This is a genomic window from Streptomyces sp. NPDC022910, from assembly GCF_055561075.1.
Map to the genome: position 1 here is coordinate 41,594 of NZ_JBVHHL010000029.1, position 24,718 is coordinate 66,311.

Annotated in this window: 27 protein-coding genes and 1 pseudogene; 20 read left to right on the forward strand and 8 right to left on the reverse strand. The window is 70.8% G+C overall.

Translation table 11 applies throughout. The features are described 5' to 3' along the window. Positions 1–4 precede the first annotated feature (4 nt). The 3 genes from ACZ3TS_RS25555 to ACZ3TS_RS25565 all read left to right on the forward strand — a co-directional run bounded on the left by ACZ3TS_RS25555 (position 5) and on the right by ACZ3TS_RS25565 (position 1,925). On the forward strand, positions 5–631 hold the full coding sequence (locus tag ACZ3TS_RS25555; RefSeq protein ID WP_467622004.1) for a hypothetical protein: 627 nt from the start codon (positions 5–7) through the stop codon (positions 629–631). Positions 632–755: 124 nt separating this feature from the next. Continuing rightward, positions 756–1,190 (forward strand): acyl-CoA thioesterase, encoded by a 435-nt coding sequence (locus tag ACZ3TS_RS25560; protein WP_467622007.1) that lies wholly within the window; start codon positions 756–758, stop codon positions 1,188–1,190. A gap of 141 nt (positions 1,191–1,331) precedes the next feature. Further along, positions 1,332–1,925, forward strand: a complete 594-nt coding sequence (locus ACZ3TS_RS25565) for a 3'-5' exonuclease (protein WP_467622010.1) — start codon at positions 1,332–1,334, stop codon at positions 1,923–1,925. A gap of 25 nt (positions 1,926–1,950) precedes the next feature. Here the strand turns inward: ACZ3TS_RS25565 and ACZ3TS_RS25570 are convergent. From ACZ3TS_RS25570 to ACZ3TS_RS25600, 7 genes and pseudogenes are all read right to left on the reverse strand, one after another. After that, positions 1,951–2,597 (reverse strand): annotated as a pseudogene (locus ACZ3TS_RS25570) (solute carrier family 23 protein). A gap of 283 nt (positions 2,598–2,880) precedes the next feature. Beyond that, on the reverse strand, positions 2,881–4,260 hold the full coding sequence (locus ACZ3TS_RS25575) for an 8-oxoguanine deaminase (RefSeq protein ID WP_467622013.1): 1,380 nt from the start codon (positions 4,258–4,260) through the stop codon (positions 2,881–2,883). A gap of 105 nt (positions 4,261–4,365) precedes the next feature. Continuing rightward, positions 4,366–5,262: a factor-independent urate hydroxylase gene (pucL, locus tag ACZ3TS_RS25580; protein WP_467622016.1), complete on the reverse strand. Its 897-nt coding sequence runs from the start codon at positions 5,260–5,262 to the stop codon at positions 4,366–4,368. Between the two features lie 6 nt (positions 5,263–5,268). After that, positions 5,269–5,676 carry a hydroxyisourate hydrolase gene (gene uraH, locus ACZ3TS_RS25585; RefSeq protein ID WP_467622019.1) on the reverse strand — a complete coding sequence of 136 codons (408 nt, stop codon included), beginning with the start codon at positions 5,674–5,676 and terminating at the stop codon, positions 5,269–5,271. 6 nt (positions 5,677–5,682) lie between these two features. Continuing rightward, positions 5,683–6,192, reverse strand: coding sequence for a 2-oxo-4-hydroxy-4-carboxy-5-ureidoimidazoline decarboxylase (gene uraD, locus ACZ3TS_RS25590; protein ID WP_467622022.1), 510 nt, complete (start codon positions 6,190–6,192; stop codon positions 5,683–5,685). A 172-nt stretch (positions 6,193–6,364) separates the two neighbouring features. After that, the gene (locus tag ACZ3TS_RS25595; RefSeq protein WP_467622025.1) at positions 6,365–6,733 is read right to left on the reverse strand and encodes a helix-turn-helix domain-containing protein; all 369 of its coding nucleotides are present in this window, start codon (positions 6,731–6,733) and stop codon (positions 6,365–6,367) included. Next, positions 6,730–6,978, reverse strand: a complete 249-nt coding sequence (locus ACZ3TS_RS25600; RefSeq protein ID WP_467622028.1) for a thiamine-binding protein — start codon at positions 6,976–6,978, stop codon at positions 6,730–6,732. The genes ACZ3TS_RS25595 and ACZ3TS_RS25600 overlap by 4 nt, the downstream gene beginning before the upstream one ends. Before the next feature lie 482 nt (positions 6,979–7,460). Here ACZ3TS_RS25600 and ACZ3TS_RS25605 point away from each other — a divergent pair, with 482 nt between their 5' ends. From ACZ3TS_RS25605 to ACZ3TS_RS25685, 17 genes are all read left to right on the forward strand, one after another. Beyond that, a complete protein-coding gene (locus ACZ3TS_RS25605; protein ID WP_467622031.1) occupies positions 7,461–8,375 on the forward strand; it encodes a lytic transglycosylase domain-containing protein in 915 nt (304 codons plus the stop codon). Positions 8,376–8,440: 65 nt separating this feature from the next. After that, positions 8,441–9,502 (forward strand): RNA polymerase sigma factor, encoded by a 1,062-nt coding sequence (locus ACZ3TS_RS25610; RefSeq protein ID WP_467622034.1) that lies wholly within the window; start codon positions 8,441–8,443, stop codon positions 9,500–9,502. Positions 9,503–9,613: 111 nt separating this feature from the next. Further along, positions 9,614–10,543, forward strand: a complete 930-nt coding sequence (locus ACZ3TS_RS25615) for an ABC transporter ATP-binding protein (protein ID WP_467622037.1) — start codon at positions 9,614–9,616, stop codon at positions 10,541–10,543. Continuing rightward, positions 10,540–11,310 carry an MlaE family ABC transporter permease gene (locus tag ACZ3TS_RS25620; protein ID WP_467622039.1) on the forward strand — a complete coding sequence of 257 codons (771 nt, stop codon included), beginning with the start codon at positions 10,540–10,542 and terminating at the stop codon, positions 11,308–11,310. Before ACZ3TS_RS25615 ends, ACZ3TS_RS25620 begins: the two co-directional genes overlap by 4 nt. Before the next feature lie 3 nt (positions 11,311–11,313). Continuing rightward, positions 11,314–12,138, forward strand: coding sequence for an MlaE family ABC transporter permease (locus ACZ3TS_RS25625; RefSeq protein WP_467622042.1), 825 nt, complete (start codon positions 11,314–11,316; stop codon positions 12,136–12,138). Positions 12,139–12,143: 5 nt separating this feature from the next. Continuing rightward, a complete protein-coding gene (locus ACZ3TS_RS25630) occupies positions 12,144–13,400 on the forward strand; it encodes an MCE family protein (protein WP_467622045.1) in 1,257 nt (418 codons plus the stop codon). Further along, positions 13,397–14,434, forward strand: a complete 1,038-nt coding sequence (locus ACZ3TS_RS25635; RefSeq protein ID WP_467622048.1) for an MCE family protein — start codon at positions 13,397–13,399, stop codon at positions 14,432–14,434. The genes ACZ3TS_RS25630 and ACZ3TS_RS25635 overlap by 4 nt, the downstream gene beginning before the upstream one ends. Continuing rightward, entirely contained in the window at positions 14,431–15,606 is a 1,176-nt protein-coding gene (locus tag ACZ3TS_RS25640) for an MCE family protein (protein WP_467622051.1), read from the forward strand. Before ACZ3TS_RS25635 ends, ACZ3TS_RS25640 begins: the two co-directional genes overlap by 4 nt. Next, positions 15,603–16,736, forward strand: coding sequence for an MCE family protein (locus tag ACZ3TS_RS25645; protein ID WP_467622053.1), 1,134 nt, complete (start codon positions 15,603–15,605; stop codon positions 16,734–16,736). Before ACZ3TS_RS25640 ends, ACZ3TS_RS25645 begins: the two co-directional genes overlap by 4 nt. Continuing rightward, entirely contained in the window at positions 16,733–18,013 is a 1,281-nt protein-coding gene (locus tag ACZ3TS_RS25650; protein ID WP_467622056.1) for an MCE family protein, read from the forward strand. Before ACZ3TS_RS25645 ends, ACZ3TS_RS25650 begins: the two co-directional genes overlap by 4 nt. Beyond that, positions 18,010–19,284, forward strand: coding sequence for an MCE family protein (locus tag ACZ3TS_RS25655; RefSeq protein ID WP_467622059.1), 1,275 nt, complete (start codon positions 18,010–18,012; stop codon positions 19,282–19,284). Before ACZ3TS_RS25650 ends, ACZ3TS_RS25655 begins: the two co-directional genes overlap by 4 nt. Next, complete coding sequence (locus ACZ3TS_RS25660) at positions 19,257–19,769, forward strand: hypothetical protein (RefSeq protein WP_467622062.1); 513 nt, start codon at positions 19,257–19,259, stop codon at positions 19,767–19,769. The genes ACZ3TS_RS25655 and ACZ3TS_RS25660 overlap by 28 nt, the downstream gene beginning before the upstream one ends. A gap of 48 nt (positions 19,770–19,817) precedes the next feature. Next, positions 19,818–20,576 carry a hypothetical protein gene (locus ACZ3TS_RS25665; RefSeq protein ID WP_467622064.1) on the forward strand — a complete coding sequence of 253 codons (759 nt, stop codon included), beginning with the start codon at positions 19,818–19,820 and terminating at the stop codon, positions 20,574–20,576. A 139-nt stretch (positions 20,577–20,715) separates the two neighbouring features. After that, positions 20,716–21,555: a TIM barrel protein gene (locus ACZ3TS_RS25670; protein ID WP_467622067.1), complete on the forward strand. Its 840-nt coding sequence runs from the start codon at positions 20,716–20,718 to the stop codon at positions 21,553–21,555. A 43-nt stretch (positions 21,556–21,598) separates the two neighbouring features. Then, positions 21,599–22,492, forward strand: coding sequence for a 2-hydroxy-3-oxopropionate reductase (locus ACZ3TS_RS25675; protein ID WP_467622070.1), 894 nt, complete (start codon positions 21,599–21,601; stop codon positions 22,490–22,492). 402 nt (positions 22,493–22,894) lie between these two features. Next, a complete protein-coding gene (locus tag ACZ3TS_RS25680) occupies positions 22,895–23,131 on the forward strand; it encodes a hypothetical protein (RefSeq protein WP_467622072.1) in 237 nt (78 codons plus the stop codon). 161 nt (positions 23,132–23,292) lie between these two features. After that, complete coding sequence (locus ACZ3TS_RS25685) at positions 23,293–23,874, forward strand: DUF2207 domain-containing protein (protein WP_467622075.1); 582 nt, start codon at positions 23,293–23,295, stop codon at positions 23,872–23,874. On the opposite strand, the gene ACZ3TS_RS25690 is transcribed toward ACZ3TS_RS25685, so the two are convergent. Further along, complete coding sequence (locus ACZ3TS_RS25690; RefSeq protein ID WP_467622078.1) at positions 23,855–24,700, reverse strand: alpha/beta fold hydrolase; 846 nt, start codon at positions 24,698–24,700, stop codon at positions 23,855–23,857. The two genes, ACZ3TS_RS25685 and ACZ3TS_RS25690, sit on opposite strands and share 20 nt — an antisense overlap. Positions 24,701–24,718: the final 18 nt, after the last annotated feature.

Genomic DNA, 24,718 nt, shown 5'->3' on the forward strand with positions numbered 1-24,718 from the left:
CGCCGTGACCCGACCGCCGACCGCCGCGCAGCGGCGTGTCATCGACGCCGCCGATCCCGTGACCGGGCGGCTCGAGGGGACGGACACCCAGCTCGCCGCGCTGGTCCAGCGGGGCCTTGCCTTCCGGCATCCGCGTCCGCCGCACGACCACTTCCTGACCCCGGCGGGGCATCGCATACGGGAGGCGCCCGCCCAGGAGCCGGCGGCGGCAGCCGCGGCACCCCCGGACAGCGGTGTGTTCGCCGCGCGTGTCGGCGGTGAGGAGTCACCGGACACCGGGCCGGCCCGGCTGCGTGAGGTGCGCGGCGCCTGGGAGGGGCTGCTGGAACTGCGCCGGATGACGAACCCGGACGGTGCGACGGACCGTCCCTGCGGCTGGGAGCGTACGCATCTGGTACGGGCCGCCGCGCTGGCACTGGAGGCGGCGGAACACCGGCCCGCGACGGGCGACGGCGACGGCTACCGGGTACGCGGGACACCGCAGCCGGAAGCGGTCGCCGTGTACGAAGAGGACCTGACGGCACTGCGCGCCTGCGCGGCAACGCTGGAGCGGGCGGGCTGGCAGGTGAGCGAGCACACCCAGCCGCGGACCCGGGCCCGGTACGTGCTGGCGTCGCCGCGGCGCATATGAGCCGCATATGGCGTGAACTGCCTGGCGCCCGGCGGGAGTTGACACGGTCGGACGATCAGCGCACACAGCCTTGACGTACATTCGTACGTCGCCACGTCCGGCGCCGTCACCTTGGAGGAAGAGCATGACCGAGCACGCCGCAGAGCCGTTCTCCGTCGGGGTCACCGTCCGCGGGTACGAGACCGATTCCCTGGGACACCTCAACCAGAGCGTGTATCTGCAGTACGCGGAGCACGCACGCTGGAGCATTCTCCAGGCCGCCGGCGTGGGACCGTCCGAGCTGCTCGCCAAGGGGGTCGGGCCGGTGGTCCTGGAGACGACGATCCGCTATCTGCGGGAGCTGCGCGCGGGCGAGGAGGTGGAGGTGACGTGCGCCTTCCAGTGGGGCGAGGGCAAGACGTTCCGGGTCGCGCAGACGATACGCAAGGCGGACGGCACGGTCTCCGCCGAGATCGCGTCGGTCGGCGGACTGATGGACCTCAAGGAGCGCAGGCTGGTGGCCGACTCGCAGGGGTACTTCCGGGCGCTGGCCGCCCGGCCGGAGCTGTTCGGCCTCTGATGGCGCGGGGGCGGGCCCTACGGCCCGCTCCGGCCCCTCGGGGCCGCCCGAACATCTGCTTGCCGCCCTGCCCTGGCAGACGCTGAGCAGGGGTTGATATCGGATGCGGGCGGTGGGCTCCGGCTGACATGCTGCACCTCCATGGCACCACGAACCATCAAGCCGAGCCTCTACATCTCCGTGGACATCGAGGCTGACGGCCCGATTCCGGGCCCCTACTCCATGCTGAGTCTGGGCGCGGCCGTGGCCGGCCGCCAGGACGCCGAGGGGTTCACCGCGGCCGACCCGGAGGAACACACCTTCTACCGCGAACTGCGTCCGGTCAGCGAGGAGTTCGTCCCTGAGGCGCTCGCGGTCAGCGGCCTCGACCGGGAGCGGCTGAAGACCGAGGGCACAGAACCGGCCACCGCACTGCGTGATTTCACCAGATGGGTGCATGAGGTGAGCGCGGGCGCCCAGCCGGTGATGTGCGGCTACCCCGCGTCCTACGACTGGACGTTCCTGTACTGGTACCTGATCCGCTTCACCGGGGCGAGCCCCTTCGGCCACTCGGGCTGCCTGGACATGAAGACGCTGTACGCGACGAAGGCGGGCCTCCCACTGCGCGCGGTCGCCAAGGGCACGATGCCGCGCCACCTGCTGTCGCGGCGTCGCCACAGTCACCACGCCCTCGACGACGCCGTCGAGCAGGCGGAGTTGTTCGCCAACCTCATGACGTGGCCGGGTCCCGCGTAGGCACGGCCCCCCAGGGCGAACGGGATCAGTGCGCGGCCGCGATCTCCTCGCCCGTCTCCAACGGATGGGTCACGTCCTGGGCGTCGCTTCCCCTGCCGAGGTGGTTGAAGACCATGTTCAGAACCACCGCCGCCACGCACCCGGTCGAGATGCCGGAGTCAAGGACGATCCGGGCCGTCTGCGGGAACGCGTGGTAGAAGTGCGGCGCCGTGATGGGGATGATGCCGACGGCCAGTGAGACGGCCACGATCAGCACATTGTTGTCCTTCTCCAGGCCCGCCCCGGACGAGGGTCTGGATGCCGCTCGCCGCCACCGAGCCGAACAGGACCACACCCGCGCCGCCGAGCACCGGGCGCGGTACGACCGCGATGAGCGAGGCGGCCATCGGGCACAGGCCCATCAGAACCAGGAAGCCGCCGCCGGTGGCGACGACCGCGGTCATGGGGGCGACGCCGGCGAACGTGACGCCGTCGACGAAGGGCAGCCGGGCGCCGATCTTCCAGATGCCCAGAGTCTGCAGGAAGGGTGGCCAGGCCCGCGGTGAACAGGCAGGCGCCGGTGAGGAAGGTGAGGTCGGTGCCGGAGAGGCCGATGGCCGCGCCGACGATGAGCGGCGGGGCGACGACTCCGGCGTACATGGCGGCCACATGTTGCAGACCGGTGGTCGCCATCTTGAGGGCGGGGAGTCTCTCGTCAACGGGGTGGGTCTCGTGGACTGATGGTGCGGACACGGCGGCTCCTCCGGTCGGGTGACGCGTCGGCTCTGACGCGGGTTTCAGGGAGGTGGTGCACGGTCGTGCGGGACCGGGGGACGGTGACCGTTCCGGGGCGCGCGCGTCCACACGCGCCCCGGGCACGGCCGCCGTGGGCCCCGCTCGGGTCCACGGCCACCGGCCGGGAGCCGTCCCTCCCGGCCGGAGTTCGACTGCCGTACGTCACGAGCGAGTACGGCGCTCAGCCCTGCGCGGCGATCCGCGCCAGGCGCTGGGCCTCTTCCCGCGTGGAGCGGGCGATCGCGTCCTCGTCGACGTGCAGCAGGCGGCCGTTCTCGACGATCTGGCGGCCGTTCACGAAGGAGGCCGTGACCGGGGCCGCGGCGCCGAAGACCAGGGCGGTCACCGGGTCGGCGATCGAGGCGTGGGCCAGCGTGTCAAGCCTCCACAGCACGAGGTCGGCGAGCTTGCCCGGCTCCAGGGAGCCGATCTCCGCCGAGCGGCCCAGGACCTGGGCACCCCCGTACGTACCGAGGCGCAGCGCCTGACGGGCGTTCAGGGCGGCCTCGCGATGGACGCCCAGGCGGTTGATGAGGAGTGCGTTGCGCAGTTCGGTGTGGAGTTCGCCGGACTCGTTGGACGCGGTGCCGTCGACGCCGAGGCCGACCGGGACGCCGGCCGCCAGCATGTCGGGGACCCGTGCGATGCCGGCCGCAAGGCGGGCGTTGGACGACGGGCAGTGGGCGACCCCCGTCCTCGTACGGGCGAAGGCGGCGATGTCGGATTCGTTCATGTGGACGCAGTGCGCCATCCACACGTCCTCACCGAGCCAGCCGGTGGACTCGAAGTAGTCGGTCGGGCCCATGCCGAACAGCTCGTGGCAGAACTTCTCCTCCTCCACTGTCTCCGAGCCGTGGGTGTGCAGCCGCACACCCTTGCGCCGCGCCAGTTCGGCGCCCTGCCTCAGGAGTTCGGTCGAGACCGAGAACGGGGAGCAGGGGGCCACGGCCACCTGGGTCATGGCGTCGAAGGAGGGGTCGTGGTGCTCGTCGACGGTCGCCTCGGTCGCGGCCAGCGCGCCTTCCAGGGTCTCCACGGCGAAGTCCGGCGGCAGGCCGCCGTCCTTCTCGCCGCGGTCCATGGAGCCGCGGGCCAGGGTGAAACGGACGCCCGTCTCGCGGGCGGCGCGGATGATGGCGCCGGAGAGGTCGCCGGAGCCCTGCGGGTAGACGTAGTGGTGGTCCATGGCACAGGTCACGCCGCCGCGGGCCATCATGGCCAGTGAGCCCTGTGCGGCCGCGTACACCATCCTCTCGTCGATGCGCGCCCAGGTCGGGTACAGCGCGACGAGCCAGTTGAAGAGGTTGTGGTCCGTGGCCAGGCCCCGGGTGATCCACTGGTAGAAGTGGTGATGGGTGTTGACCAGGCCCGGGGTCACGAGGTGGCCCGAGGCGTCGATGCGGCGTACGACGTTCTCCAGGCCCTCGGGCGCCTTTCCCGCGCCGAGCGCCTCGATGCGGTTGCCGACGACGACGACGTGCCCCGAGCCGTACTCGGTGTCGGCGCTGTCCACGGTCGCGATCGCACAGTTCTCGATGACGATGCGCTGGGCTGCTGCCATGGTTCGTCCTTTTCGCTGTGTGGAGAGGGCACGGCAGGACCCTGGGAGTTTTGAGTGCCGCAACCGGGGAGCCGGGCTCCCCTGGTCACGGTGCCGAAAGGGGGGTCAGAGGTTGGTCAGGTCCACCGGAATCCTCGCCTCGCAGCCGTCCCGCAGGATGGTGGCCTCGATCAGGCCGTACGGGCGGTCGGCGGCGAAGTACACCTCGTTCTCGTTTTTCAGCCCGAACGGCTCCAGGTCCACGAGGAAGTGGTGCTTGTTCGGCAGCGAGAAGCGGACCTCGTCGATCTCGTCGCGGTTGTCGATGATGCGCGCGCCCATCTGGTACAGCGTCTGCTGCAAGGAGAGGGAGTACGTCTCGGCGAAGGCCTGGAGCATGTGCCTCTTGGTCTGCTCGTAGGACGCCTCCCAGTCGGGCATCTGCTGCTCGTCGTCACTCCAGCCGAACCGCCAGCGGCCGGAGACCTGGGTGGCGAGGATACGGTCGTAGGCCTCGGGCAGCGTCGTGTACTTGTCCTTGACGTAGCCCCAGAACTCGGAGTCGGTCGAGTTCATCACGACGAGGTCCTTGAGACCGGAGACGACCTCCCACGACGAGCCGTCGTACGTGATATGGGTCAGCCGAGTCTCCTGGCCCCTGCGGACGAAGGAGTGCGCGCCCTTCCCGGAGTGCTCGATGCGCTCCCAGGCGTACTCCTCGATGCGGATGCGGGCCCGGTGGATGGGCTCCTGCGAGGTCACGAAGTGCCGGGCGAGGTGGATGCCGAACTGCTCGGCGGACTCGATGCCGTACTCCTTGGCGAACGCGTACACCGTGTTCTTGGTGCTGTCGGTCGGCAGCACGTGGGCGTTCGAGCCGGAGTAGTGGACCTCGTCCATGTCGCCGGAGAGCGACACCGACACGTCCAGGTCCTTGATGTGGTGGGTGGCGCCGTCCCGCGTGATCTTGACGACTCGGTTCTCGGCCTTGCCGTACTGGTTCTGTCCCAGAATGGTGGGCATCTGTAGCTAGCTCCCTCGGTAAACGGAGTAGCCGAACGGGTTGAGCAGCAGCGGTACGTGGTAGCGCTCGCCCGGCACGACGGCGAACGTGATCGTCACCTCCGGGAAGAACGCTCCTTGGGCACCGCTGTCCCGATTCGCGGGGGCGTCCTGCTGCGCATCGGCTTGTTTCTTCTCGAACTTCTCGAAATACGCCTCGACGGCGAAGTCGAGCCGTACGTGGGTCGTCCCCTCCGGCAGGGCCGGGAGGTCCTTGCACCGCCCGTCCGCGTCGGTGGCTGAGCCGCCGAGCGCCTGCCAGTCCGCGTCGCGTCCGCTGCGGGCCGCGAGGCGGACGGCGACGCCCTCGGCGGGGCGGCCGATGCTGGTGTCCAGGATGTGCGTGGACACCGAGGCGGTCGTGCTGGTGCTCATCTGCTCTCAGTCCTCTTCGACGATGCGGGCCAGCCGGAGGCGGTTGATCTCGCCGAGCTCGGTCCGGACGATCTCCCGCTCCTGCTCCGGCGCGTTGCCGATCCGCTCCTTGAGCGCGTCGCGCATCTGCTCGCCGGTCCTGCCGGTCGCACAGATCAGGAAGACATGGCCGAACTTCTCCTGGTAGGCCAGGTTGAGTTCGAGCATCTCCGCCCTCAGCTCCTCGGAGGCGCCGGCCATGCCGCGCTGTTCCCGGGCCGAGGTGGGGTCCCCGGCCTTGGGACGGCCGATCGGCGGGTGCCCTGCCATCGCCTCCTGAAGGTCCGCCGTGGTCAGCTCGGCCAACGCGGCGTCACTGGCGGCGTACAGGTCGTCGGCGCCGGCGTAGGGACGGGCACTGAGCAGCCGTTTCGCCCATACCGTGGACGCGCACGCCTCGTGCAGGGCGGCGAAGGCCGCGTGCTCCGCCAGGGCGTTGAACCGGGCCAGGCCCGGGGGCGTGGAAGTCGACGTCACGGGAGCCTCCGTGGCCGCGAACGGCCGTCGTACTGAACGGGCTGCCGATAGCTAACGCCCTCCGAAACACGTCGTCAACACTTTGTTGAAAATTCCGGGTTACGAAAGCCGGATGACGACGTGCCGCCGCCTGCTGCGGGCGGCGGCACGTCGTACGGGACAGCGGCCCTGATCAGGCCTCTTTCTCGCGATTGAGGTAGTTGTAGACGGTGAAGCGGCTCACGCCGAGGGCGTTCGCCACGGTCTCCACGCCGTGCCGTACGGAGAAGGCGCCACGCGCCTCCAGTATCCGTACGACCTCCTGCTTGGCCTTGCGGTCGAGATCGGCCAGCGGCTTGCCGCGCTTGCGCTCCATCGCGGCCAGGATGTGATCGAGCGAGTCGGCGAGCTGCGGCAGGCGAACGGCGACGACGTCCGCGCCCTCCCAGGCGAGCACGACGTCGTCGGGGCCAGCCTGGTCGGGGGGCAGCATCTCGCCCCCCATGGCGTCGACCAACGGCTTGACGGCCGTGATGAAGGGCTCGTCCCCGGTGCCGGTCACTCGCCCTCCCCGATCACGTTGACCTGCAGCGAGATCCGTGTGGCACCGGCCTCCAGAGCCTTGCGCAGCAGCGCGTCGACGGCGGTGAGCACCGCGTCGGTACCGCCCTCGACGGTGTTGCCGAACGGCCCGACGTCCACGGCGTCCAGCTCGGCCGCCTCGATGACCTCACGGGCGACCAGCGCGTGCGCGGGCGCCTCGTCGAGGTCGAAGGGCTCGGTCGTGAACTCCACCCTCAATCGCATACTGCCCCCAAGAAACGACCTGACCTGCGCTTTTACCGGGCCTGCCCACCGCGAGGGCACGTAGCAGCGACTTTAACCGACACAGGACCTCTCCCGCCGCGCTGGACCGGGAACGGCCATCGCCCCGGTCACGGCAGAGGCTGTTCGGTCCAGATGATCTTGCCGTTCATGGTGTAGCGGGTTCCCCAGCGCTCGGTGAGCCCGGCGACCCGGGCTCACCGACGAGCACATCCTGACGACATGTCCCACTTCCCGCGACGGACACACCGTCCTGCCACGTAGAGCACAGGACGGGATCCGTACAGGGAGGGGACTGCACAGTGGCAGTGCGAGCGCTCAAAGGCGCACTCAGAGGAGCCACAGGCACGGCGATCGCGGCTGCGGCCATGGCCGCACTCACCGCGTCCCAGGCGCCGGGGGCCGTCCCGGCACGGGCCTCGGAGCCCGCTCGGCCGGCGGCGCCCGCCGAGCACGGTCCGAGCGTGTCCGGCGACGCTCCGTACCGCACGGCGCTCCCGCCGCTGCGGGCCGGAAAGCCGAAGAAGGAGACGGAGCCGGGGGCAGGGGGCGGCACCCTGCCCGCGAGCGTGTTCGCCGCCTACCGGCACGCCGAGTCGGAGCTCGCGCGCACCGCGCCCGGATGCCACTTGCGGTGGCAGCTGCTGGCCGCGATCGGTCAGGTCGAGTCCGGGCAGGCGCGGGGCGGCCGGGTGAGCGCGGACGGTACGACCGTGACGCCGATCCTCGGACCCCGGCTGGACGGGGGCGCCTTCGCCGTCGTCAGGGACACCGACAGCGGGGCGTACGACGGGGACGCGGTGTACGACCGCGCGGTAGGCCCGATGCAGTTCATCCCCTCGACCTGGGCCCGCTGGGGTGCCGACGGCAACGGCGACGGGCGGGCCGACCCGGACAACGTCCACGACGCGGCGCTCGCCGCCGGGCGCTATCTGTGCGCGGGCGGGAGGGACCTGTCGGACCCCGCCGAGCTGGACCGGGCGATCCTCGGCTACAACCACTCGGAGGCCTATCTGCGCACGGTCAGGGCCTGGTACGCGTACTTCCTCGAAGGGCACCGGGTGGTGCCGGACCTGTCCACCGCGTCCCCGGCACGGCCGGAGCCGTCCCGCCCCGGCGCACCGAAACCCGCGCCGAAGCCGTCCCACCGCCCTCCCGGGCCCGGCCCGTCCCGTACGCCGGCGGCGACGCCTCCGCCGCCCTCCCCCAGCCCGTCCCCCACGGCGGGCGCAACGCAGGGGACGCACGCGCCGCCGCTGCCCGTGCCGACCCCGGGCATCGGGCTGCCCGGTGGCGTGCTGCCCACCGGCCCGCTGACCAGCAGCGGTACGAAGTTGATGCGCTCCTCCCCCTCCCCAACCGCGGATACTGGGCGGTAATGTCGCCATCCGCCGGGTGCACAGGACCGGCGGGTGAGCGCGAAGGGGCCCTCATGGCGACGGACATGCCTGCTGAGACACAGGCGGCGGCCATGGCTGCAAAGGCACAGGCGGGCGACGACCGCTGGCAGCGTATGTGGAGCCACCGCGAGCAGTTGCTCAAGGTGGCCCGGCGCAGGTCGATGAGCCTGGAGGACGCCGAGGACGCCGTGCACGAGGCGATGCTGCGCGCCGCGGAGCGCCCGGACCTCGACGACGAGCGCCTCGGCGCCTGGCTGACGACCGTGACGATGCGGCTGTGCGTCGACCGGTACCGGCAGGTCAACCGGGAGGCCGAGGTACGCACCAGCCCCACCCTCCACGCACCGGGCCCCGTGCCCGTCGAGGAGGCGGTGTGCGACCGGGCCGAGGCGAAGTGGCTCGCCGTGCGCAGTGGGGAGCTCCCCGCCCGCCAGGCGGAGGCCCTGCGGCTGAAGTCCGAGGACCTGGACGTCGGTCAGGTCGCCGTGCGGATGGGGCTCAGTTACCGGACCGTCGAGTCGCTGCTGGCCCGCGCCCGGCGGACGCTGCGTGCCTCGCTGGCCGGGACGCTCGGACTCGTGCTGTTCCTGATCGGGCACGGACGGCCGCGAGCGGGCGGGAAGGCACCGGCCGTGGCCATCACCTCGACGGCGGCGACCCTGGTGGTGGCGGGGCTCGTCCTGCCGCAGGCACTGGAGGGCAGCGGAGGCGGGGACGGTCCGGCTCCACGGCCTGCCGTGTCCCGGACCGCAAAGGCGCTGCGGCCCGACAGCACCGGCCGGATCGGCGCTCCGGAGACGCGCAGGCCCTCGCACACGGCGTCGGCGGCCCCCGGCCGGGGGGCGACGGAATCGCCCGCCGACGGATCGCTCGTACCGCTGTCCGTACCGTCCCTGCCGGGGGTCTCGTCGGCGCCGCTCGCCGACCTGTCGGCGCCCGGGGTCCCGCAGGTGCTCGACGTACCCGAGGTGAATCTGCCCGCCACGCCGGACATACCGGTCGCCTCCGCCGTCCCCTCGGTTCCGTCGGTCCCGGCCACCGCCGCCGTACCGTCCCCTTCCCTGCCCGTCCCCACCTCGAGCACACCGCCGGTGAAGCTGCCGTAGCCCCGCCCGTAAACCCGTCCGAAAAAATTCGGCCTTCGCCGCGACGGACTCCTCGCTCCTCCCCGTAGAGCAGGTGTCGGAGCTGCTCACGCGGGCGAAGGGTGAAACCGGATGGGTGTCGAGATCTGTGTGGAAGGGCTGACCAAGTCCTTCGGCCACCAGGTCATCTGGCAGGACGTCTCGCTGACCCTGCCCGCCGGGGAGGTCTCGGTCATGCTCGGCCCCTCGGGGACGGGCAAGTCGGTGTTCCTCAAGACGCTCGTCGGGCTGCTCAAGCCGGACCGCGGTTCGGTGAAGGTCGCGGGCCGGGACATCACCAGGCTGCGCGAGCACGACCTGTACGAGGTGCGAAAGCTGTTCGGGGTGCTGTTCCAGGACGGCGCGCTGTTCGGCTCGATGAACCTGTACGACAACGTCGCCTTCCCGCTGCGTGAGCACACCCGCAGGTCCGAGAGCCAGATCCGGCGGATCGTGCTGGAGAAGATGGACATGGTCGGGCTGATCGGCGCCGAGGGGAAGCTGCCCGGCGAGATCTCCGGGGGTATGCGCAAACGGGCCGGTCTCGCCCGGGCGCTGGTGCTCGACCCGGAGATCATCCTCTTCGACGAGCCGGACTCGGGACTCGACCCGGTGCGCGTTGCGTACCTCAACCAGCTCATCGTCGACCTCAACGCACAGATCAACGCGACCTTCCTGATCGTCACGCACGACATCGCCTCGGCCCGCCAGGTGCCCGACAACATCGGGTTGCTGTTCCGGCGCGAGCTGGTGATGTTCGGGCCCCGTGAGCAGCTGCTGACCAGTGACGAGCCCGTCGTACGCCAGTTCCTGAACGGCCGGATGCAGGGGCCGATCGGTATGGCGGAGGAGAAGGACGCCGCCCAGGTGGAACAGGAGTTGGCGCAGATCGGCGAGGGCCCCGGAATCAAGGACCTGACGCCCCGCCTGCTGCCTGGCCCTGACATCACCCGCCCGCCCCGCTGGGAGGCGATCGCGAGACGGGAGGCCGAGCTGCGCGGGAAGGAGGTGACCGGCGCATGAGCCTGTCGCCGACCGGGGCTCTGCGGCACTCGGGCAACCTGTTCGCGATGGCGCTGGACGTCGTGCGGACGCTGCCCCGACGGCCCTTCCAGGCGCGGGAGTTCATCCAGCAGGCGTGGTTCGTCGCGAGCGTCACGATCCTACCCACGGCGCTCGTCTCGATCCCGTTCGGGGCGGTCATCGCGCTGCAGATCGGCAGCCTCACCCGGCAGCTGGGCGCTCAGTCCTTCTCCGGTGCCGCCTCCGTGCTCGCGGTGCTGCGGGAGGCGTCGCCGATCGTCACGGCGCTGCTGATCGCGGGCGCGGGCGGTACGGCGATCTGCGCGGACCTCGGGGCGCGCAAGATCCGGGACGAGATCGACGCGATGCAGGTGCTCGGCATCGATCCGATCCACCGGCTCGTCGTACCGCGGGTGCTGGCCTCGATGGTGGTGGCCGTGCTCCTCAACGGCCTGGTGTCGGTCGTGGGCGTCGCGGGCGGCTATTTCTTCAACGTGATCCTCCAGCACGGCACGCCCGGCGCGTATCTGGCCTCCTTCACGACCCTCGCCCAGCTGTCGGACCTCTGGGCGGCCGAGCTGAAGGCGCTGGTGTTCGGGGCGATCGCCGCGATCGTCGCCTCCTACAAGGGACTGAACGCGAAGGGCGGTCCCAAGGGCGTGGGGGACGCGGTCAACCAGTCGGTGGTGATCACTTTCATGTTGCTGTTCGTGACGAACTTCGTGATGACCGCGGTGTACTTCCAGGTCGTCCCGCAGAGGGGTTAGCCGATGGGACCTCAAAGACTCCTCGACCGCCCGCTGCGCTCGCTCGAAGAGCTGGGCACCCAACTCTCCTTCTACGGGCGCTCGCTGGCGTGGACGGGCCGCACCCTGCGCCGCTACAAGAAGGAAGTCCTGCGGCTGCTGGCCGAGGTGAGCTTCGGCCGTGGCGCGCTGGCCGTCGTGGGCGGCACCGTCGGTGTGATCGCCTTCCTGTCGTTCTTCACGGGCACGGAGGTGGGCCTCCAGGGTTACGCGGCCCTGAACCAGCTCGGCACCTCCAACTTCGTGGCGTTCCTGTCGGCGTACTTCAACACCCGGGAGATCGCCCCGCTGGTGGCCGGGCTCGCCCTTTCCGCGACGGTCGGCGCCGGCTTCACCGCCCAGCTCGGCGCGATGCGGATCAGCGAGGAGACGGACGCGCTGGAGGTGATGGGTGTCCCCTCGCTGCCGTTCCTGGTGACGACCCGGATGATCGCCGGATTCGTCGCCGTCATTCCCCTGTACGTGATCGGGCTGCTTTCGTCGTACCTGGCCGCCCGCACCATCACGACCGGCTACTACGGGCAGTCGACGGGCACGTACGACCACTACTTCCACCAGTACCTGCCGCCCGTCGACGTGCTGTGGTCCTTCGGAAAGGTGATCGTCTTCGCGGTCCTGATCATCCTGGTGCACTGCTACTACGGCTACCACGCCGGCGGCGGACCGGCCGGTGTCGGCGTCGCGGTGGGCCGTGCGGTGCGCACCTCGATCGTCGCCATCAACGTCCTCGACTTCTTCCTGAGCCTCGCGATCTGGGGCGCCAACACGACGGTACGGATCGCGGGGTGAGGCCGGTGAGAGTGCTGAGACTCAGGCTGTACGGCATCGTCTTCATCGCCGTGCTGGCACTGCTGCTGTCGCTGGCCGTGGCGGTCTACCGGCAGGCGTTCACTCCCGTCGTGCGCATCACGCTGGAGGCCGACAGCCTCGGCAACCAACTCGATCCACGCGCCGACGTCAAGCTGCGCGGACTGCTGGTCGGCGAGGTGCGCGCGGTGCACGCCGACGGCACGAAGGCGACCCTCGACATCGCGCTCAAGCCGGACTACGTCATGTACATCCCCTCGGACGTGCACGCCCGGCTGCTGCCCAAGACGCTGTTCGGCGAGAAGTACGTCGACCTCGTCCCTCCCGCCCGGTCTGCGCAGTCGTCGGCTCGGCCCATCCGCGCCGGGGACGTCATCACCCAGGACCGTACGAAGGTCGGCATCGAGCTGCAGCAGCTGATGAACGACCTGCTGCCGTTGCTGCGCACGGTCAGGCCCGGCGAACTCAACGCCACGCTCTCGGCGTTCGCGACCGCGTTGGAGGGCCGCGGCGACCGGATCGGCGACAACCTCACCCGGGTCGAGGACTATCTGCGCCGCCTCAATCCGCATCTGCCGTCCCTCAAGGAGGACATCTCGCGCTTCGCCGACGTCGCCGAGGTGTACGGCGACGCCGCACCCGATCTGATGCGGACGCTGCGCAACACCGTCACCACCAGCCGCACCCTCGTCGAGAAGAAGGACCGGCTGGCCGCCGCGCTGCGCACGACCGCGACAGTCGCGGACACCGCGCGGGACGTCCTCGACGAGAACGGCGGCCGGCTGATCACCCTCGGCCGGGTCTCCCGCCCCACGCTGGAGCTCTTCGCCCGCTACTCCCCCGAGTACCCCTGCCTGCTGAACGGCCTCGTCCGGCAGGAGCAGGCGTCGCAGGACGCGTTCAGGGGCGGCGAGATGCGGATCACCCTGGAGGTCGTACGTCCGCAGGGGGCGTACCGGCCCGGTGAAGAGCCGCGCTATGCCGAGCGGTCCGGGCCGAACTGCCGGGGCATGCCCCATCCACCGGTACCCGGCCCGAAACCCAAGCTCAACGACGGTACGTCGTCCGGTGGTTCCGGCGGCGCACTGCCCGGAGGTGTCAGCGTGTCCGCCACCGCGGCCGAACAGCGGGCCGTCGGCTCGCTCGTGGCCCCCGTCCTGGGCGTGCCCGCGGACGACGTGCCGCCCGTCGCGACCCTGTTGTTCGGACCGCTCGCCCGCGGAACGGCGGTGAGCGTCGCATGAGGACGACACGAGCCCGCCGGACCGCGGCGCCGCTGGTCAAGTTCAGCCTGTTCGCGCTGGTGACGGTCGCGGCGACCGCCCTGCTCGCCGCCACCATCGTGGGCGTCTCCCTCACCCCGAAGCGCACGTACCACGCCGTGTTCAGCGACGTCACCGGCCTCGAGGACGGCGACGACATCCGGGTGGCCGGGGTGCGGGTCGGTGAGGTCCAGGACATCCGGATCAAGGACCGCACACTGGCCGAGGTCACCTTCACCGTGGACGCGGACCGCCCGCTGCTCATCAGTACCCACGCGGTCGTCCGCTACCGCAACCTGGTGGGACAGCGGTACATCGCACTGACCGAGGGCGTGGGCGACGGCACCCGGCTGCGGCCCGGCGGCACCATCCCGCTGTCCCGGACCCAGCCGGCCCTGGACCTCAACGCGCTGCTGAACGGTTTCAAGCCGCTGTTCGCCGCGCTCAGCCCGAACGACGTCAACCAGCTCGCCTCCGAGATCATCAAGACTCTGCAGGGCGAGGGCGGCACCGTGAACAGCCTGCTCGCGCACACGGCGTCGCTCACCACGACGCTCGCCGGGCGGGACAAGCTGATCGGTTCCGTGATCGCCGACCTCAACACCGTGCTGGAGACGCTCGACCGGCGCGGCGCCCGGTTCTCCGGACTGATCGCCCAGCTGCGGCGGGTGATCTCCGGGCTGTCCGCAGACCGTAAGCCCATCGGGGAGTCTCTGGTGAGCATCGGGGACCTCACCGAGGCCACCTCGGGGCTGCTGAAGGACGCACGTCCACCGCTGAAGGACGACATCGCCGGGCTGACCGATCTCACCGGAACGCTCAACAGGAACGAGAAGACCGTGGAGGGCGTGCTGAAGCGGCTGCCGGACAAGCTCAACGAGTTGACGGGGACGGCGTCCTACGGCTCGTGGTTCAACTTCTACCTGTGCGACTTCGACGGCCGCGTCGTGCTGCCGAAGACGAAGCAGGTGCTCACCCCTGAGCTGCATGTGGCGCAGGCGAGGTGCGGCGGATGAGCCTGCGCATCGTGCCGGGCAGGACCCGGCGTCAGCGCCCGGAGCCCTTGGTGAAGGTACGCGTGCTGCCCCCGCAACTGCCGAGGGTCCGACTGCTGCCGCGCAGAAGTCGGCGCCGCCGCCCCGAACCCCTCGTGAAGGTGCGTGTCCTGCCGCCGCAGCTGCCCACGTTCCGGCTGCGCCGGCCACGGCTGAAGCCGTTCCGCGAGGGCAACCCCGTCGTGGTCGGCGCCGTCGGCCTCACCGTCCTCGCGCTGCTGACCGTCGCCGCGTTCAACGCCGACAGCCTGCCGCTGATCGGCGACGGCGAGACGTACAGCGCCGCCTTCTCGGAGGCGGGCGGCCTCAAGCCCGGCGACGAGGTGCGGATCGCCGGGGTCAAGGTCGGCAAGGTCGAGGGCGTCGACCTTGCGGGCGACCACGTCAGGGTGACCTTCAAGGTCAAGGGCGACCCGGCCTTCGGCACCGCGACCGGCGCCTCGATCCGGGTCAAGACGATCCTCGGCGCGAAGTACCTCGCGCTGAGCCCGAAGGGGCCCGGCCGGTTGAAGCCGGGCAGCGAGATCCCGCTGAAGCGGACAGTGTCGGCGTACGACGTCGTGCAGGCGTTCAGCGACCTGACGACCACGACGGAGAAGGTCGACACCCAGCGGCTCGCGAAAGCGCTGGACACCATCTCCACCACCTTCCAGGACTCTCCCTCGGAGGTACGGGCGTCCATCAGGGGACTGTCGAGGATCTCCAGAACGATCGCCTCGCGCGACGAGGCGCTGCGCGCACTCCTCGACCACGCGAACGGGGTCACCGGGGTGCTGGCCGATCACTCGAAGGACTTCTCCGCACTGGTGAAGGACGGCGACCAGCTCTTCAGGGAGATCAGCAGGCGGCGCGCTGCGATCCACGCCCTGCTCAAGAGCTCCGCCCTGCTGGGCATCGAGCTCTCCGGCCTGGTCGAGGACAACCGCAACGAGATCGGGCCCGCCCTGAAGAACCTCAACACCTTCGTCACGATGCTCGAACGCAACCAGGCGAGCCTCGACCGCAGCGTCAAGCTGCTCGCGCCCTATGTCCGGGTCTTCACCAACACCCTCGGCAACGGGCGGTGGTTCGACTCCTATGTGCAGAACCTGGTGGCCGCCCCGGTGGTGCCGCGGACGGGAGGCTCGCGATGACGAAACGCTTTTCCGTCCGGCGCAGCCTGGCGCTGCTCACGGCGCTCGCGCTCGTCACCACGCTCGCCGTCGTGCTGTGGCCGCACCCCCACACCGTCCGCGTCACGGCGTACTTCCCGCGCACCGTCGGCATCTACCCCGGTTCCGACGTCCGCGTCCTCGGTGTCCGCATCGGCGAGGTCAAGAAGATCACGCCGGAGGGCGGACGGGTGCGGGTGGAGCTGGAGTACGACCAGGGACGCAGGGTTCCCGCGGACGCGCGGGCCGCGATCATCAACTCCTCGGTGGTCAGCGACCGTTACGTCCAGCTGCTTCCGGTGTACCGGACGGGCCCGGTGCTGCGGAACGGCGCCGTCATCCCGGAGTCGCGCACCGCAGTCCCCGTCGAGCTGGACCGGATCTTCGACAGCCTGCACACCACCGCCGAGGCGCTCGGCCCGAAGGGCGCGAACGAGGACGGCTCCCTGTCGCGGCTGCTGGGGGTGAGCGCGGACAACCTCCAGGGCCAGGGGACCGACCTCAACCAGGCGGTCGACGACCTCTCGCAGGCGGTCACCACGCTGTCCGACGGACGGGGCGACCTGTTCGGCACCGTACGCAACCTCCAGGTGTTCACAGCCGCGCTCGCGGCCGACGACAAGAGCGTGCGGTCGTTCAACGACGACCTCGCCCAGGTCGCCCAGCAGCTCGCCGGGGAGCGCGAGGACCTCGCGGCGGCAGTGCGGCACCTGGGTACGGCGCTCGGCGACGTGTCCGACTTCGTGAAGAGCAACAAGAAATCACTGACCTCGGACGTCAAGGGCCTCAGCAAGGTCACCAAGGTCCTCGTCACCCAACGCGCCGCGCTGGAGGAGTTGTTGACCGTCGCCCCCACGGGTCTGTCGAACCTGCAGAACGCCTACAACCCGTCCTCCGGCACCCTCGACACCCGTGACAACCCGCAGAACCCGCAGGACCCGGCGTCCCTGCTGTGCTCCCTGCTCAGGACGACCGGCGAGGAGGGCGGCAGGAATCCCGACTGCGAGGAGCTGCGGAAGCTCTTCGACTCACTGCCGGAGCTTCCCACCGCCCCCGCGACCACGGGCACGGTCGACCGGACCCTCGGCGGAATCCTGGGGGCCGGAGCATGAGCGTGCTGCGCAGAGGCCGCGTGGTCGCATGGACGGCGGCCGGTTCGCTGCTGCTGTCCGGCTGCGAGTTCAACGGCTGGTACGACGTCCCTCTCCCCGGCGGCGCGGCGGCGGACGGCCATGCCTACCACGTCACGGTCGAGTTCCGGGACGTACTGGATCTGGTGCCGCAGTCGGCGGTCAAGGTCGACAACGTCACGGTGGGCGCGGTCGAGAAGGTGGAGCTGGACGGCTGGCACGCGCGGGTGCGGCTGCGCGTGGCCGACTCGGTGAAGCTGCCCGCCAACGCGGTCGCCGACCTCAGGCAGACCAGCATGCTCGGCGAGAAGTACGTGGCGCTGTCCGCCCCTTCCGGCGCCCCGCCCATCGGCCGGCTCGGCGACGGCGACCTGATCCCGCTGTCCCGCAGCGGCCGAAACCCGGAGATCGAGGAGGTGCTGTCCGCCCTGTCCGCGCTCCTCAACGGCGGCGGAGTGGCCCAGCTCAAGACGATCACCATGGAGCTGAACAAGGCCCTCGACGGCCGCGAGCTGCGAGTCAAGTCCCTGCTCAAGCAGCTCGACACGTTCCTCGGCGGCCTGGACGAGCAGCGCTCGGAGATCGTCCGCGCGCTCGAGGGCATCGACCGGCTGGCCAAGCGGCTGGGGACGGAGAAGAAGACGATCGCGCAGGCCGTCGACACGATCCCGCCCGCTCTGAAGGTCCTCGCCGACCAGCGCCACGACCTGACGAAGATGCTCACCGCCCTGTCGAAGCTCGGCACGACCGGCACGAAGGTCGTCAACGCGTCGCGGGACGACACGGTCGCCAACCTGAAGCGGCTGCGGCCGATCCTGCAACAGCTGAACAAGGCCGGCGACGATCTGCCCGACTCCCTGGAGCTGCTGACGACCTATCCCTTCCCGCGCAACGCGACGGACGCCGTGAGGGGCGACTACGTCAACCTGAAGATCACCGCCGACCTCGACCTGGCGGACCTCTACGGCAACCTCACCGACAACACCGGCAAGGGCGGCGGATCCAAGAAGCGGCCGACCCCGACCCCGTCGCTCCCGGGCCTGCCGAGCGTGCCGGTGCCCACCGCGCTGCCCACCACCCCGAGCCTGCCGAGCGTGCCGACGACCCCGGCCGTGCCCTCGGCGCCGACAGGCGGCGGCGATGTGCTGTGCCCGCCGGTGTGCACCGCCGCCTACGGCACCGGAGACGACACGCGCCGCCTCCCGCCGGGGATCGACCTCGCCCTCGCCGAGCTCATGCTGAAGGGGATACAGCCGTGATCACACGTACGGTCAAGGCCCAGCTGCTCGCCTTCGCCACCGTCACCGCCGTCGGGGTGTCGTACGTGGGCGCCGAGTACACCGGCCTTGCGGACGACCTCCTCGGCCACGGCTACACGGTGACGGCCGACTTCGCGGAGTCCGGGGGCATCTTCCCCGGCGCCGAGGTCACCTATCGCGGCGTTCCGGTGGGTCGCGTGGGCGTCCTGCGGCTGAACGGCTCCGGTGTGTCCGTGTCCCTGCGGATCGAGGACGGGGCTCCACGGATCCCGGCCGACACCCTGGCGGTCGTCGCCGACCGTTCGGCGGTCGGCGAGCAGTACGTCGACCTGCAACCCCGGCGGTCCGGCGGCCCGTATCTGATCGACGGCAGCCCGATCCCGCGCGGCCGCACCCGGGTGCCGCTGCCCGTCACCGATCTCGTCCTCAGCCTGGACCGGCTCGTCAACTCCGTCGGCAAGAACGATCTGCGCACCACCGTCGACGAGCTGGGCAAGGCCTTCTCGGGTACCGGACCGCGGCTGAGCCGTCTGGTGGACTCCGGCAACGAACTCGTCGAGTCGGCGTCCGACTCGCTGCCGCAGACGGTGTCGCTGATCGAGGACTCGCGGAAGGTGCTCAAGACGCAGGCCGACAAGGGCTCGGCGATCAAGTCGTTCTCCCGTGATCTGGCGGCGCTCAGCGCGCAGTTGAAGGCCGGCGACGGCGACCTGCGCCGACTGCTCGACAACGCGGCGCCCGCCGCACAGGAGGTCGACTCCCTGCTGAAGTCCGTCCAGCCGGATCTGCCTGTCCTGCTGGCCAACCTCATCAGCGGCGGACAGGTCACCGTGGCGCGGCTGCCCGGCGTGGAGCAGGCCCTGGTCACCTTCCCGATCGTGGTCGCGGGCTCCTACACGGTCGTGCCGGGCGACGGCACCACCCACTTCGGCCTGGTCGTGAACGCCGACGACCCGCCCGCGTGCACCCAGGGCTATGGAACGCGGCGCCGCGACCCCGCCGACACCGGCCCGCGCCCGGCGAACACCGACGCGCGCTGCACGGCGCCGCGCGGCAGCAAGACCTCGGTGCGCGGCGCGCAGAACGCCCCTGGTGCGTCGGCCGTTTCGGGCGGCGTGAACCAGTCCGCGTACGTCACCCCGTACGACCCGGAGTCCGGCACCGCCACCGGTCCGGACGGGACGTCCGTCGAGATCGGCTCGACGGGCGGTGAACAGGCCGTCTTCGGAAAGGAGTCGTGGCAATGGCTGCTCGTGGGACCGATGGCATGAACCTGGGGCACCGCAGGGTGCTGACCGCGGGGCTGGTGGCCGCGACCGTGCTGACGAGCGCGCTGTCGGTCTGGCTGGGCCTGCGGCTGTCGCAGCAGCACGAGGCGGAGCAGCGCAGAGGGGACGTCCTGGCGGCGGCCCGCCAGTCGGCGCTGAACTTCACCTCGCTCGACTACCGGCACTACCGCCGGGACAGCGGGAACGTGCTCAAGGGCGCCACCGGCGACTTCAAGAAGGAGTTCACCGCGCAGACCGCGGAGTTGACGAAGCTCGTCGCGCAGAACAAGTCGGTGTCGGAGGGCCAGGTCCTCGAAGCGGGCATCGTACGGTGCGACGACCGTTCCGCACGGGTGCTGGTCGTCGCCGACAGCAAGGTGACCAACACCGCCGCGCCCGAGGGCCAGGCGCGCACCTACCGGCTCCAGCTGGACCTCGTGCGCGAGCACGGCCGCTGGCTGACCTCCGACGTCGAGTTCGTGGGCTGAGCGCGGCCCCTCGCGCACCACCAGGCATCACCAGTGAGGAGAAAGACCGTGGCGAACCCGACCTCCCGAGGCCCCGGCACCGGCTCCCCCGCCCGCCGCACGATGACCGCGGCCGCCCGCGCGGCGGCCAAGCGCGCCGAGCGGGCGGAGGGCTCCGCCGACGCGGCATCGGCGCGCGCCGAGGAGCAGCGCTCCGGGCGCACCCTGCTCGTCGAGGCCCCGGGGGACGGCTGGGAGGACCCGCCGGAGCCGTCGCCGGAGTCCGCCGAGGAGGAGGCGGAGGAGAGCGCGCCCCGGTGGCGATCCGGGCGAAGGCTGCTCACCGCGGCGCTCTGTGTCGTGCTCGTGGCGGGCCTGGCCGCCGTCGCCGTGCTCGGCGGGCAGTACCGGGAGGGGCAGCAGACGGAACAGGCGCGGGGACAGGCGCTCGCGGCCGCGCGGAAGGCGGCGCCGGTCGTGCTGTCGTACGACTACCGGCATCTGGAGCGCGATTTCGACCGGGCCCGCGCCTACCTGACCGGGGCCTTCCGTGACCAGTACCTCAAGACCACGAAGACGGTGGTCGGTCCGACCGCGACGAAGTACCACGGGGTGGTGAAGGCGACGGTGGCGGCGCCCCAGGGGGGCGGGACCCCGGCGGCCTCCGTCGTGTCGGCAGCGCCGGACAGGGTCGTCGTACTCCTGTTCGTCAACCAGGTCACTCAGAGCACCCAGGTCTCGGGGTCCCGCCTGGATCTGAACCGGGTGCGGATGACGCTCACCCGCACCTCCGCGGGCTGGAAGGTGAGTGCCGTCGACGCGCTCTGACCGTCGTCCGAAGTGCCCCCGTGCAGCTCGCGCAGGGGCACTTTTTCGTGAGCGGGCTTGACAGCCTTCAGACCCTGGCGGCAGGCTTTCCATCAAGCAGAAAGTTACTTCCGCAATACGGAATAGGAGCGCAGCCCCGATGGGATTCGCAGACCAGCGCTTCAACGTCAACCTGTCGATCCTCTTCACGGAGCTCCCGCTCCTGGAACGTCCCGCGGCCGCCGCCGCGGCGGGCTTCACCGCGGTCGAACTGTGGTGGCCGTGGGTCGACGCCCCCACCCCCGGGCGCTCCCGGCTCGACGCACTGAAGAAGGCGATCGAGGACGCGGGGGTGCTGCTGACGGGCCTGAACTTCTACGCCGGACAGCTCCCGGGCCCGGACCGCGGTGCCCTGTCGGTCCCGGGCGAGGAGTCGGAGAAGTTCCGCGCCAACGTCGAGGTGGCCGCGGACCTCGCGCAGTCCCTCGGCTGCAAGGCGCTCAACGCGCTGTACGGCAACCGCGTCGAAGGCGTGGACCCGGCCGAGCAGGACGCGCTCGCCCTGGAGAACCTGGTGCTCGCGGCGCGGGCCGCGGAGCGCATCGGGGCGGTCCTGCTGATCGAGGCCCTGAACAAGCCCGAGTCACCGCTGTACCCGTTGGTGAGCGCCCCCGCCGCGGTCGCGATCGTGGACAAGGTCAACGCCACGACCGGCCTCGGCAACGCGAAGTTCTTGATGGACCTGTACCACCTGTCGATGAACGGCGAGGACCTGCCGTCGGTGATCGAGCGGTACACCTCGAAGACCGGCCACGTCCAGATCGCCGACAACCCCGGCCGTGGCGCGCCGGGCACGGGTTCCCTCCCCCTCGAGGAGCTCCTGGACCAGCTGACCAAGGCGGGTTACGACGGCTGGGTCGGTCTGGAGTACAAGCCGGGGGACACACCGAGCGCCGAGGCCTTCGACTGGCTGCCGGATCAGGTACGCGCCGCCCGCTGAGCAGCAACCCATCGACATATCGCAGTAGGCAGAGAGGCTCCCCATGACCACCACGCTCCCCAAGGTCGCCTGGATAGGCCTCGGCATCATGGGTTCCCCCATGTCCGAGAACCTGATCAAGGCCGGTTACGACGTCACCGGCTTCACCCTGGAGCAGGAGAAGCTGGACCGCCTGGCCGCCGCCGGCGGCACCGCGGCCGGTTCGATCGCCGAGGCCGTGCGGGACGCCGACGTGATCATCACGATGGTGCCGGCGTCCCCTCAGGTGGAGGCGGTCGCGTACGGCCCGGACGGCATCCTCGAGAACGCCGGGCTCGGCACCCTGCTCATCGACATGTCCTCGATCACCCCCCAGACCTCCGTCGATCTCGCACGGGCCGCAAGGGAGAAGGGCATCCGCGTCCTGGACGCCCCGGTGTCCGGCGGCGAGGCCGGCGCCGTCGAGGCCGTGCTGTCGATCATGGTCGGCGGCGAGCAGGCCGATTTCGAGGCCGCGAAACCGGTCTTCGAGGCGCTCGGCAAGACCATCGTGCTGTGCGGTCCGCACGGCTCGGGCCAGACGGTGAAGGCCGCCAACCAGCTGATCGTCGCCGTGAACATCCAGGCGTGTGCCGAGGCCGTGGTCTTCCTGGAGAAGTCGGGCGTGGACCTGAGGGCGGCTCTGGACGTCCTGAACGGCGGCCTTGCGGGCTCCACCGTGCTGACCCGCAAGAAGGACAACTTCCTGAACCGCGACTTCAAGCCGGGTTTCCGTATCGACCTGCACCACAAGGACATGGGCATCGTCACGGACGCGGCCCGCAATGTCGGTGCCTCTTTGCCGGTCGGCGCCGTGGTCGCCCAGCTGGTCGCCAGTCTGCGCGCACAGGGCGACGGCGGTCTGGACCATTCGGCCCTGCTGCGGGCCGTGGAACGCCTGTCCGGCGCGCAGGCCTGACCCCTCCGATCCTCCGGACCGCGGCGACGCCGACACCTGTCCTGTCGCGCCCAGGCGACGCCACGGTCCGGAACCATCTCCGAGAAGCCCTAGACAGCGTCCGGGTCCTGACGGGAGGTCGGGGAGCGGACGCACGGCCCGTCACCACCGAGCGACCCGGATGAGGGGTGGTCGCTCGATACGACGGCGGGCAGGGCGAGGACCGCGGCGGCGTGCGAGCCAGTGCGGTGGTGAACGGCCCGGGACCTCCTCTCGACCTGAGGGAAGGACGCTTCGGACCGTCGCACCCGCCGCGGTCCCGGCCGACGTACGCGCGAAGAGCGCCGGATGCGTCAAGTCCCGTATCCGGCGCTCTCGGTGCGCCCGGGTGCGCATCCGGCCCGGGGGCAGGAGCCTGAAGACATGGAAAGGCAAGCGGAGCATCCGCGCATCGTGGTGCATTCCCCGGCTCTGGACGGATCGCGGCGCGTCACCGAGGGTGACGTGACTCTCGGGATCGCCACCCACCTGGACGACGTCGTCGAGATCCTGCGCCTGGCCGATCTCGACCGGATCGAGGGCGAGGAGAGCGACCTCATCGAGTGGCAGGGCGGCGGGCCCGACGACTGGCCGGGCCTGTCTGAGCTCGACGTCGAATGAGGGCGTCTACACAGGCGCGCGTACACCGTCTACGCAACCCTCAAATCAACCTCTGAACACGGCCCGAGAGGCTTCGACTCCCCCGGCCTCCGGGCACATTCTCGGCACACGGGGCCCGCCGACACGGGGGCGGCGGGCCCCCGTCTTGTTCGGGGGATCCCATGGACAGCACTGCGACGATCCGGCTGGAGCCGCACGAGATCGCGTTTCTCCGGGGCGGTCGCCGCGCCGCCGTCACCGTGGCCGTACTCACCCTGCAACTACGGAAGGCAGTCGGCGCCGGGCGAGGCGGCACGATACGGACCACGGGGCCGGCCGACGGCGGGGGCGAAGACCTGCCTCCCCTTCCCTCCCTGCCGAAGGCGGTGCACGCGTCGCTCTACCGGCCCGCGGGCATGCGGGAGTTACTGGTCAGGGAGGCCGTGGCCCTCGCTCTCGTCGACCTGCGCTACGACCTGGTGGACGCCGGACTGCTGCGCATCTTCCTGCCAGGCCGCACCCGGGCCGGCCGGCGCGCCCTGAGGTCGCTGCGGGACCGGCACCCGATGCCCACGTCCCGCCGGGGCCTGTCGTCCGACGACCGGCTGCTCGCCGTCGCCCTGTACGGCAACCGGGCGCTGACCACTCTCATGCCGCGCTTCGCACAGGAGGCGGGGCTCGTCGGCCGGGGCGGCACTACGGAGCGGGAACTGCCGCAGTCCTGGGGCGGAGGCGGAGGCGGCTTCAGCTGCGGCACGGTGTGACGACTCCCGGGTCCTTCAGGAATGGCAGTGTATGCCGCAGGATGAGATCCGGACGCTCATTGTAGGGCTCGTGGGCCGTGGGGAGCCGGACGGCCGCCGTGTGGGCGGACAGGGCCCGTCGCGCGCGGCGCCCGTCCAGCGCTGCCGGAACGACCGGGTCGCGGCTTCCCCACAGCAGCAGAATCAGGACGTCCAGGGCGCCCGGGTCATCGATACCGAACTCCGGAGCCGCCAAGCCCCGCCACAACGCGCAGTGGACCAGCAAACGCTCCCGCTGCCACGGCAGTCGGCGAGCCCGTTCGTAGGTGGCCCGGGCGCTCGGCGTGCGCAGGCCGCCCAGGTAGGCGCGGGCCGGCGGAACCACCAGCCGGCGGGCATGGTCCGGGCGGCCCATGACCTCGCGGCAGAACCAGCGGGTCAGCGCGTTCTGGGGCGTGAAGCCGGCCGGGCCGACCAGGATCAGCGCGTTCACCGACCCGGCGTGGCGGCCCTCGGCGAGGCGGCAGGCCACATAGCCGCCGACGCTGTTGCCGAGCAGGGCGACGCGGTGCACTCCGTGCTCGGCCGCGAGCGCGTCGAGCACCGTCTCCGCGGCCCGCACCAGCCCTTGGGGGGTGACCCGCCCGGGGTGCGGCGCCGTCGACTCGCCGTAGCCGGGCCAGTCCAGTACGAAGGTGCGGTGGCGGTCCGCGAGGGCGGGCAGGACCGCGTCGAAGTCCCGGCCGTCACCGGGGTTGGCGTGCAGGAGCAGCAGCGCGGGGGCCCCGGAGGCCCCGTACGCGCGGACCGCGAGGTCGCCGAGTGGGGTGGGGACGGTCATCCGCATGTGGGGAGCATGCCGGAC

What these genes read in the sequence shown, in the direction of transcription:
- ACZ3TS_RS25615 (WP_467622037.1), top strand. Translation starts at nt 9,614, where the DNA reads ATGGGTGTCGAGATCTGTGTGGAAGGGCTGACCAAGTCCTTCGGCCAC.
- ACZ3TS_RS25610 (WP_467622034.1), top strand. Translation starts at nt 8,441, where the DNA reads ATGCCTGCTGAGACACAGGCGGCGGCCATGGCTGCAAAGGCACAGGCG.
- pucL (WP_467622016.1), bottom strand. Translation starts at nt 5,262, where the DNA reads ATGCCCACCATTCTGGGACAGAACCAGTACGGCAAGGCCGAGAACCGA.
- ACZ3TS_RS25575 (WP_467622013.1), bottom strand. Translation starts at nt 4,260, where the DNA reads ATGGCAGCAGCCCAGCGCATCGTCATCGAGAACTGTGCGATCGCGACC.
- ACZ3TS_RS25565 (WP_467622010.1), top strand. Translation starts at nt 1,332, where the DNA reads ATGGCACCACGAACCATCAAGCCGAGCCTCTACATCTCCGTGGACATC.
- ACZ3TS_RS25690 (WP_467622078.1), bottom strand. Translation starts at nt 24,700, where the DNA reads ATGCGGATGACCGTCCCCACCCCACTCGGCGACCTCGCGGTCCGCGCG.
- ACZ3TS_RS25680 (WP_467622072.1), top strand. Translation starts at nt 22,895, where the DNA reads ATGGAAAGGCAAGCGGAGCATCCGCGCATCGTGGTGCATTCCCCGGCT.
- ACZ3TS_RS25670 (WP_467622067.1), top strand. Translation starts at nt 20,716, where the DNA reads ATGGGATTCGCAGACCAGCGCTTCAACGTCAACCTGTCGATCCTCTTC.
- ACZ3TS_RS25640 (WP_467622051.1), top strand. Translation starts at nt 14,431, where the DNA reads ATGAGCCTGCGCATCGTGCCGGGCAGGACCCGGCGTCAGCGCCCGGAG.
- uraH (WP_467622019.1), bottom strand. Translation starts at nt 5,676, where the DNA reads ATGAGCACCAGCACGACCGCCTCGGTGTCCACGCACATCCTGGACACC.
- ACZ3TS_RS25645 (WP_467622053.1), top strand. Translation starts at nt 15,603, where the DNA reads ATGACGAAACGCTTTTCCGTCCGGCGCAGCCTGGCGCTGCTCACGGCG.
- ACZ3TS_RS25650 (WP_467622056.1), top strand. Translation starts at nt 16,733, where the DNA reads ATGAGCGTGCTGCGCAGAGGCCGCGTGGTCGCATGGACGGCGGCCGGT.
- ACZ3TS_RS25625 (WP_467622042.1), top strand. Translation starts at nt 11,314, where the DNA reads ATGGGACCTCAAAGACTCCTCGACCGCCCGCTGCGCTCGCTCGAAGAG.
- ACZ3TS_RS25600 (WP_467622028.1), bottom strand. Translation starts at nt 6,978, where the DNA reads ATGCGATTGAGGGTGGAGTTCACGACCGAGCCCTTCGACCTCGACGAG.
- ACZ3TS_RS25685 (WP_467622075.1), top strand. Translation starts at nt 23,293, where the DNA reads ATGGACAGCACTGCGACGATCCGGCTGGAGCCGCACGAGATCGCGTTT.
- ACZ3TS_RS25660 (WP_467622062.1), top strand. Translation starts at nt 19,257, where the DNA reads ATGGCTGCTCGTGGGACCGATGGCATGAACCTGGGGCACCGCAGGGTG.
- ACZ3TS_RS25635 (WP_467622048.1), top strand. Translation starts at nt 13,397, where the DNA reads ATGAGGACGACACGAGCCCGCCGGACCGCGGCGCCGCTGGTCAAGTTC.
- ACZ3TS_RS25560 (WP_467622007.1), top strand. Translation starts at nt 756, where the DNA reads ATGACCGAGCACGCCGCAGAGCCGTTCTCCGTCGGGGTCACCGTCCGC.
- ACZ3TS_RS25675 (WP_467622070.1), top strand. Translation starts at nt 21,599, where the DNA reads ATGACCACCACGCTCCCCAAGGTCGCCTGGATAGGCCTCGGCATCATG.
- ACZ3TS_RS25620 (WP_467622039.1), top strand. Translation starts at nt 10,540, where the DNA reads ATGAGCCTGTCGCCGACCGGGGCTCTGCGGCACTCGGGCAACCTGTTC.